The organism is Flavobacterium sp. GCM10023249, assembly GCF_042653365.1.
Taxonomy (GTDB): Bacteria; Bacteroidota; Bacteroidia; order Flavobacteriales; family Flavobacteriaceae; genus Flavobacterium.
Genome location: NZ_JBHSHZ010000008.1, coordinates 165,053 through 171,450, shown reverse-complemented (window position 1 = coordinate 171,450; position 6,398 = coordinate 165,053). Strand labels below are relative to the sequence as shown.

The window sequence follows — 6,398 nt, the reverse complement described above, 5'->3', positions numbered from 1 at the left end:
GGTGAAGCCGACGTTGATGTTGCTGGTCCAGGTAATTCATCTACTAGTCAATGTGACTATGCAGATCAAGCCGCTGTAGATGCTGCATTTGCTGCGTGGTTAGCTCAATTCCAAACTTTAAATGATGGTTGTAATGCTGTAGCACAATTCAGCGGAGATCCTAGAGTGGCTCCAAGATTATGTGATGGCGGAGTAGTAAATGTTACCTATAGCATTGCTGATAACTGTAGCCGAGACAGCGTTAGTGCCAGCTTTACTTTGAATGGTGAAGCCGACGTTGATGTTGCTGGTCCAGGTAATTCATCTACTAGTCAATGTGACTATGCAGATCAAGCTGCTGTAGATGCTGCATTTGCTGCGTGGTTAGCTCAATTCCAAACTTTAAATGATGGTTGTAGTGCTGTAGCACAATTCAGTGGCGATCCTAGAGTGGCTCCAAGATTGTGTGATGGCGGAGTGGTAAATGTTACCTATAGCATTGCTGATAACTGTAGCCGAGATAGCGTTAGTGCCAGCTTTACCTTGAATGATGAAGCCGACTTTGATGTTACTGGCCCAGGTAATTCAACCAGTAGTCAATGTGATTATACCAATCAAGCGGATGTAGATGCTGCATTTGCTGCGTGGTTAGCTCAATTCCAAACTTTAAACGATGGTTGTGGTGCAGTAGCTGAATTTAGTGGCGATCCTAGAGTGGCTCCAAGATTGTGTGATGGTGGAACAGTAAATGTTACCTATCGCATTGCTGATAACTGTAGCCGAGACAGCGTAAGTGCCAGCTTTATTCTAAATGCCGCAGAAGAGCTTACTATTACATGTCCTCCGAATGTTGATTTAACATGTAGTCAAGATCCGAAAATTGAATTTGATGCATGGATTGCTACTTTCGGTTTCACAGGTGGTTGTAGCCCAATTGCAACGGATTTATCTTCTTATACATTGCCTAAACCAGGTCAATCAGTTACAATAACATATGAGGTTAGTGATAATTGTGATACTGAATCGTGTACGGTTACTTTTAAAGTGCCAGAATGTAGCGAAGTACATTGTACCTATACTCAAGGTTATTATGGAGAATTAAATGGTTCTGCTTGTACGCCTGATGGACAACCAACTTATGATCATCAAATCATGATTAACGCAATTAATCAAGCTGGTGGTGCATTTGATTTTGGTAGTACCGGAACAGGTAATTACTTTACGTTGAAAGCTTCTGATGTGTATGGTAATTCAGACCCAACGCAAAATAATGTGTTTATAATGCTTCCAGGTGGAGGTAATCCAAGAGCATTAGTTGGATTTGCTACCTATGATCAGTATTCTACTTGGTCTGATGATGATCCATTAAGAGCTTCAGGCTCAAATAAAGGACGTATTAATAACAATTTGTTGAGTCAAACTATGACGATGTTCTTTAACTTATCATTAGATTCAGGTTTAGGTGACGTTGTTTTAGAGAAAAAATTCGCTACAGCTGATGTAGCGTGTGGAAGTGAAATTCCGGATCCTAGAACATACACAGAGTTTGCTATATCAAATACTGTAATTAACTACTTAAATGCGAATTATGCAGGCGGCGCAACAGTTGCAAATCTGTTTATTTTGGCCAATAAAGCATTAGGTGGTGAAAACATTGGAAGTTTAACACATTCTGATATTAATGGTGCAGTTGATGCTATCAATAGAGGATATGATGGTTGTAGAATTAAAGTAAGACTAAATACAAGTTCTTTAACTCTTACAACTAGCGTGGTTAGTCCTATTGTAGATGAACCGGTATTTACTGCTTATCCAATTCCTTTCAAAGATATCTTGAATATTAAATACGATTTCGATTATACTTCGGATGTGAAAATTCAGATATTTGATACGAAAGGTTCACTATTGATGACAGAAAGTGATACAGATGCTTATCCTAACAAAGAAATTTCAATCCGACCTTCATTCAATAGAGGTGATGGACAATTGTTCTTTGTGAAATTGATTACCAATAGAGGAGTAAGTATTAAAAAAGTGATCTCCCAAAAATAAATAGTTTCATTTAAAAAAGAAAGTCCTCCCAAACGGGAGGACTTTTGTTTTGATATCTGATATAGTTTACTTTACTAAACCTCTTGAAATTACAATACGTTGAATTTCAGAAGTTCCTTCGTAAATCTGAGTAATTTTAGAATCCCTCATCATTCTTTCAACATGATATTCAGCAACATACCCGTTACCACCATGAATTTGAACAGCATCATTAGCTACTTCTAAAGCAACCTCAGAAGCATACAATTTAGCCATAGCTCCAGAATGAGCAATATCTAAACCTTGATCTTTTTCCGCGGCAGCCTTATGTACTAACAAACGAGCAGCGGTAGTTTTTACATGCATATCTGCTAATTTGAATGCAATTGCCTGGTGTTGGAAAATTGGTTTACCAAAAGCAACGCGTTCTTGAGCATATTTTAAAGCCAATTCGTAAGAACCTTGTGCAATTCCTAATGCTTGAGAAGCAATTCCAATTCTACCTCCATTTAAAGTTGACATTGCGAAAGCAAACCCAAAACCATCTTCACCAATTCTATTTTCTTTTGGAACTTTTACATCATTAAATAATAATGTGTGTGTATCAGAACCACGGATACCCATTTTCTTTTCTTTTGGACCAACTTCAAAACCTGGCATCCCTTTTTCAACAATAAGCACATTAATTCCTTTGTGTCCTTTTGAAGCATCAGTTTGTGCAATTACAAGATAGGTAGAAGCAGTTCCACCATTAGTAATCCAGTTTTTAGTACCATTTAATAAATAATGGTCGCCCATGTCAATTGCTGTAGTTCTTTGCGAAGTTGCATCAGAACCAGCTTCAGGTTCAGATAAACAAAACGCTCCAATAACTTCACCTTTTGCTAACGGAGTTAAATATTTTATTTTTTGCTCTTCTGTACCATATTTCTCTAAACCTGCACAAACCAAAGAGTTGTTTACAGACATGATAACTGCAGCAGAAGCATCAATCTTCGCTATTTCCTCCATCGCTAATACGTAAGAAACGCTGTCTAAACCTGCACCACCATATTTCGGATCAACCATCATTCCCAAAAATCCTAATTCAGCCATTTTTTTAACTTGCTCAGTTGGGAAAATAGAATGTTCGTCTCTTTCAATAACTCCAGGTAACAATTCACTTTGAGCGAAATCTTTCGCTGCTTGTTGAATCATCAATTGTTCTTCGCTTAAAGTAAAGTTCATCTTATTTTGTAATTTTGTTTAATGAATTTTTAAAGTTCCCAAAGATAGACAATTATACCAATTTTTCAAGTAGAATGATTAATTTTAACCCATGTTAAAACAGAAGTACAACGTTGTAGGAGTAATGTCGGGCACTTCGCTTGACGGCGTCGATTTAAGTCATGTTCGATTTACTATAGAAGATGGAAAATGGAGTTTTGAAATTCAAGAAAGTGAAACTGTTGCTTATGAAGAACAACTGATAAAACAACTCAAAGAAGCGGTTGATTATCCTAAAAATGAACTGGACAATCTGAATCAAAAATATACTGAAATTCTAGGTGAAATAATACGTAATTTTATTGCCAAACACCATCTCAAAGATCTAGATGCCGTATGCAGCCACGGTCATACTATTTTACATCAGCCACAAAACGGATTCACACTTCAAATTGGAAATTTGCCCAATATTGCGACTATAGTTAAAGAAAAAGTTATTTGTGACTTCAGGGTTCTGGATGTGAAATTAGGTGGTCAGGGAGCGCCTTTAGTTCCTATTGGTGATCGAATTTTATTCTCGGAATATGACTATTGTCTTAATTTAGGAGGTTTCTCTAATGTTTCTTTTGAACAAAATGGAAAACGTTTGGCTTTTGATATTTCCCCGGTGAATACAGTTTTGAATTTTTATGCGAATCAACTAGGTTTCGCCTATGACAATAAAGGTGAAGTTTCACGTAATGGAACCGTTTCAGAGGAGTTATTGGCCGAATTGAATCAATTGGAATTCTACCAAAAATCATATCCAAAATCACTCGGTTTCGAATTTGTAAAAACTATAATTTTTCCGATAATCGAAAAGTATCCAATCACTGTAGAAGATAAATTGAGAACATTTACAGAACATATCGCAGTACAAATTAGGGATGCATTTTCGTACAAAAAAGGAAGACTATTGGTCACTGGTGGCGGTGTTTACAATGATTTTTTAATTGAAAGAATGCAATTTCATCTTCCGGAAATGCAAATTCAAATACCTAACAGAAAAATAATTGAATTTAAAGAAGCATTAATTTTTGCATTATTAGGAGTCTTAAGGCTTAGAAATGAGGTAAATGTGCTCTCAAGTGTAACTGGAGCTAAGTCGGATCATTGTTCAGGCACGGTTTTTGATAACAAATGAAACTAATTTTTAACGATTAGCTTTCAGATGTTTAATAAAAGAAGTACTTTTGCACACCCTAAAAATACAACAATGAAAAGAAAAATTTTAATGACATTATTAGTGGTAATGTCTAGCTTCGTATCACAAGCACAAACACAATTTGAACAAGATGGTGTAACAATCCCAAGAACTATCGAAGTTCAAAAGAAATCTCTACAACTTAACGGTTACGGAACAAGATCAAAAGCATGGATTGATGTTTATGTTCAAGCGTTATATCTTTCTCAATTGTCTCAAGATGCAGCATATATTTTAGAAAGTGATGCAGATATGGCAATTCGAATTCAAATTACTTCTAAATTGGTTACTTCTCACAAATTGACTAAAAACATGGAAAATGGTTTTGAAAAATCTTGTGGAACCAATTTGGCTGCAATGCAACCTAAAATTGACATGTTAAAGTCAATGTTAGCGGATAAAATTGTTGAAAAAGATGTTTTTGTATTGGCTTACAATACGTTAGAAGATGCTGTTTTTGTTTATAAAAATGACCAATTAAAAGGTAAAATCCCTGGATTGGACTTCAAAAAAGCATTATTCGGTATCTGGTTGGCTGAAAGCCCAGCTGATAAAGATTTAAAAGAAGAGTTGTTAGGTAAAAAATAACAATTTTTACATAAAATAAACTGAATAACTTCCTTAAAGCTATTTTTAAGGAAGTTATTTTTTTTAAATTTGCCCAACTTTTAAAAATACACAACACTAAAACCATGAAAGAGCTTTTAAAGAAATTCGAAAATAAAGAACCAGAAGTAGTATTCCATTGGAAAGATCCAGAAACGGATGCAGAAGGATGGACAGTTATCAACTCATTAAGAGGCGGAGCAGCTGGAGGAGGAACTCGTATGCGTAAAGGTTTGGATATGAACGAGGTTTTGTCTTTGGCAAAAACGATGGAAGTTAAATTTTCGGTTTCTGGACCAGCTATCGGTGGTGCAAAATCAGGAATCAATTTTGATCCTGCCGATCCAAGAAAGCAAGGTGTTTTGCAACGTTGGTACAAAGCGGTTTCTCCTTTGTTAAAAAGTTACTACGGGACTGGAGGTGATTTGAACGTTGATGAAATTCACGAAGTAATTCCAATGACAGAAGAATGTGGTGTTTGGCATCCACAAGAGGGTGTTTTTAACGGACATTTTAAACCAACTGAGGCGGATAAAATCAACCGTATCGGGCAATTACGTCAAGGTGTAGTGAAAGTGATTGAAAATACCACTTTCTCACCGGATATTGCCAGAAAATATACAGTAGCCGATATGATTACCGGTTATGGTGTTGCTCAGGCTGTACGTCATTTTTATGATATTTACGGTGGATCGGTTGTTGGTAAAAAAGCTATCGTTCAAGGTTTTGGGAATGTAGGTTCTGCAGCTGCTTTTTATTTAGCTGAAATGGGAGCCAAAGTTGTTGGTATCATTGATAGAGATGGTGGTGTGATTAATGAAAATGGATTCTCTTTTGAAGAAATCAGAAACTTATTCCTAAACAAAGACGGAAATAAATTAGTGGCTAATTCTATGATTCCTTTTGAGGAAATCAATGCTAAAATATGGTCTATTGGTGCAGAGGTATTCGCTCCTTGTGCAGCTTCACGTTTGGTTACCAAAGAACAAGTAGATAATATGATAGCTTCTGGATTGGAAGTGATTTCTTGTGGAGCTAACGTTCCTTTCGCGGATAAAGAAATTTTCTTCGGTCCGATTATGGAAGATGTAGATAGTAAAGTGAGTTTAATTCCTGACTTTATTTCAAATTGTGGTATGGCACGAGTGTTTGCTTACTTCATGGAGAAGAAAGTACAAATGACAGATGAGGCTATCTTTAATGATACATCAGATATCATCAAAAAAGCAATCGAAAAAACGCATGCCGCGGGAACTGATAAAAAGAACATCAGTGCAAGAGCATTTGAAATAGCCTTGAAACAATTGGTATAATAATAAAAGAAAACCACAGT

5 protein-coding genes are annotated in these 6,398 nt (G+C 36.2%); 4 read left to right on the top strand and 1 reads right to left on the bottom strand.

Annotation, left to right across the window (positions count from 1 at the left end):
• The coding region (locus tag ACFO7M_RS06625; RefSeq protein WP_379734719.1) for a hypothetical protein at positions 1–2,031 on the top strand (2,031 nt) is incomplete at its 5' end.
• A gap of 66 nt (positions 2,032–2,097) precedes the next feature.
• On the opposite strand, the gene ACFO7M_RS06620 is transcribed toward ACFO7M_RS06625, so the two are convergent.
• Positions 2,098–3,237 (bottom strand): acyl-CoA dehydrogenase, encoded by a 1,140-nt coding sequence (locus ACFO7M_RS06620; RefSeq protein WP_379711748.1) that lies wholly within the window; start codon positions 3,235–3,237, stop codon positions 2,098–2,100.
• 91 nt (positions 3,238–3,328) lie between these two features.
• Here ACFO7M_RS06620 and ACFO7M_RS06615 point away from each other — a divergent pair, with 91 nt between their 5' ends.
• The 3 genes from ACFO7M_RS06615 to ACFO7M_RS06605 all read left to right on the top strand — a co-directional run bounded on the left by ACFO7M_RS06615 (position 3,329) and on the right by ACFO7M_RS06605 (position 6,378).
• Positions 3,329–4,399, top strand: coding sequence for an anhydro-N-acetylmuramic acid kinase (locus ACFO7M_RS06615; protein ID WP_379734717.1), 1,071 nt, complete (start codon positions 3,329–3,331; stop codon positions 4,397–4,399).
• A 72-nt stretch (positions 4,400–4,471) separates the two neighbouring features.
• Positions 4,472–5,047: a chalcone isomerase family protein gene (locus ACFO7M_RS06610; RefSeq protein WP_379711754.1), complete on the top strand. Its 576-nt coding sequence runs from the start codon at positions 4,472–4,474 to the stop codon at positions 5,045–5,047.
• 104 nt (positions 5,048–5,151) lie between these two features.
• Positions 5,152–6,378 (top strand): Glu/Leu/Phe/Val dehydrogenase dimerization domain-containing protein, encoded by a 1,227-nt coding sequence (locus tag ACFO7M_RS06605; protein WP_379734715.1) that lies wholly within the window; start codon positions 5,152–5,154, stop codon positions 6,376–6,378.
• Positions 6,379–6,398: the final 20 nt, after the last annotated feature.